3 protein-coding genes are annotated in these 1707 nt (G+C 76.7%); all 3 read left to right on the forward strand.

The genetic code is table 11. The annotated features are described in order from the left end of the window. Positions 1–205, forward strand: a 205-nt coding sequence (locus K0M70_RS05185; RefSeq protein WP_290780194.1) for a hypothetical protein, incomplete at its 5' end; no start/stop codon positions are given. After that, a complete protein-coding gene (locus tag K0M70_RS05190) occupies positions 202–1221 on the forward strand; it encodes an XdhC family protein (RefSeq protein WP_290780196.1) in 1020 nt (339 codons plus the stop codon). The genes K0M70_RS05185 and K0M70_RS05190, both read left to right, overlap by 4 nt. Continuing rightward, a partial coding sequence (locus K0M70_RS05195; RefSeq protein ID WP_290780198.1) for a nucleotidyltransferase family protein occupies positions 1218–1707 on the forward strand: 490 nt, incomplete at its 3' end. The genes K0M70_RS05190 and K0M70_RS05195, both read left to right, overlap by 4 nt.

Genomic DNA, 1707 nt, shown 5'->3' on the forward strand with positions numbered 1-1707 from the left:
GGCCTGCGAAGCCGTCGGCCGCGACGCCGGCGACGTGGCGCGGCGCCACGCGGCGCTGCGCCAGGGCATCGCATCCGGTGACGGTGAGGGGCTGGGCGCACTGGCGCCGCTGACCGGCGTGGCCGCGCACGCCACCCGCCACCGCTGCGCGCTGCTGCCCTGGGAAGCGCTGCAGGCGGCGATGACCGCGCAGGCACCGGCATGAGCGTGATCGGCGGCAACCGCGGCGTCCTGGCGCGCGCGCTGGCGCTGCGCCAACAGGGCCGACCCTTCGCGCTCGCCCTGGTGACCGACACCGAAGGGTCCACGTACCGCAAGCCCGGCGCGCTGGCGCTGGTGGCGGACGACGGCGAACGGGTCGGCGCGATTTCCGGCGGCTGCCTCGAGCCCGCGCTCGACGCCCTGGCGCGCGAGGTGCTGGCCAACGACCGCATCGGCGTAGCGGTGTTTGACACGCGCGGTGAAGACGACCTGGTGTTCGGCTCCGGTTCGGGCTGCCGCGGGCGCATGCGGGTGCTGGCGTGGCCGATCACCTCGGCCCCGCGTCCGCTGTTCGACGCTTTGCTGGCCGCGCACGCCGACGGCGTCGCGCTGGATCTGGCGCTGGTGGTGGATGAGGGTGATGCCGGCCGCGGCCTGGCCTGGCGCGCGGACGACGACGCGTTCGGCGGCGAAGACACCCTGGCCGAATCGCTGCGCACCGCGCCGGACGGCCTGCACACCTGGGAAGACACCCCCTTCGCCCGGCTGCGCATCGCGCCGCCGCCCCGGCTGCTGCTGCTGGGCGCCGGCCCCGAAGCGCCGATCGTTCTGCGGCTGGCGCGCAGCCTGGGCTGGCTCACCGCCGTGGCCGACCACCGCCCCGCCCTGCTCGATGCCCAGCGGCTGGGCGATGCCGACAGCCGCCATGAATCCCGCCCGGCGGCCTTCCTGGCCACCCTGGCGCAGGCCCCGGATGCAGCGCTGGTGATGACGCACCTGGCCAGCACCGACCTCGAAGCGCTGGGCGCGCTGGCGCCGGCCGCCGTGCCCTACGTGGGACTGCTGGGCCCGCCCGGCCGCCGCGACGAACTGCTGGCCCAACTGTCGCCAACGCAGCGCGGCGCCCTGCGCCCGCGGCTGCATGCCCCGGTCGGCCTGCCGCTGGGCGGGGAAGGCCCCGAGGCCATCGCCCTGGCCATCGCCGCCGACCTGCAGCGCCACTTCAACACGCGCCGATGAGCCCTGCCCCGCGCCACGGCGTGCTGCTGCTGGCCGCCGGCGGCTCGAAACGGCTGGGGCAGGCCAAGCAGCTGCTGGAGTTCGGCGGTGAAAGCCTGGTGCACCGCGCCGCGCGCCTGGCGCTGCAAACCGCGCCGGCGGACGCCGTGCTGGTGCTGGGCGCACACGCCGACGCCGTGCTGGCCGGCGTCGCCACGCTGGCCCTGCGCCCGGTGCGCTGCGCCGACTGGCAGCACGGCATGGGCGCGTCGCTGCGCGACGGCCTGGCGGCGCTGTCGCCGGCCTGCGACGGCGCATTGGTGCTGCTGTGCGACCAGCCCGACCTCGACGCCGACCACCTGCTGGCGCTGGTGGACGCCTGGCGCCGTGATCCGTCGCGCGCCGCCGCCAGCGCCTACGCCGGCGTGCTGGGCGTACCGGCACTGCTGCCGCGCGACTGGTTCAAGGAGCTGGCCGGCCTCGACGCCGACGGCGGCGCGCGCGACC

Origin of the sequence: Arenimonas sp. (assembly GCF_019459675.1) — a bacterium.
Taxonomy (GTDB): Bacteria; Pseudomonadota; Gammaproteobacteria; order Xanthomonadales; family Xanthomonadaceae; genus Arenimonas.

Bases quoted from the DNA above. Each gene is read 5' to 3' on its own strand.
- K0M70_RS05190 (WP_290780196.1), top strand. From the start codon at position 202: ATGAGCGTGATCGGCGGCAACCGCGGCGTCCTGGCGCGCGCGCTGGCG.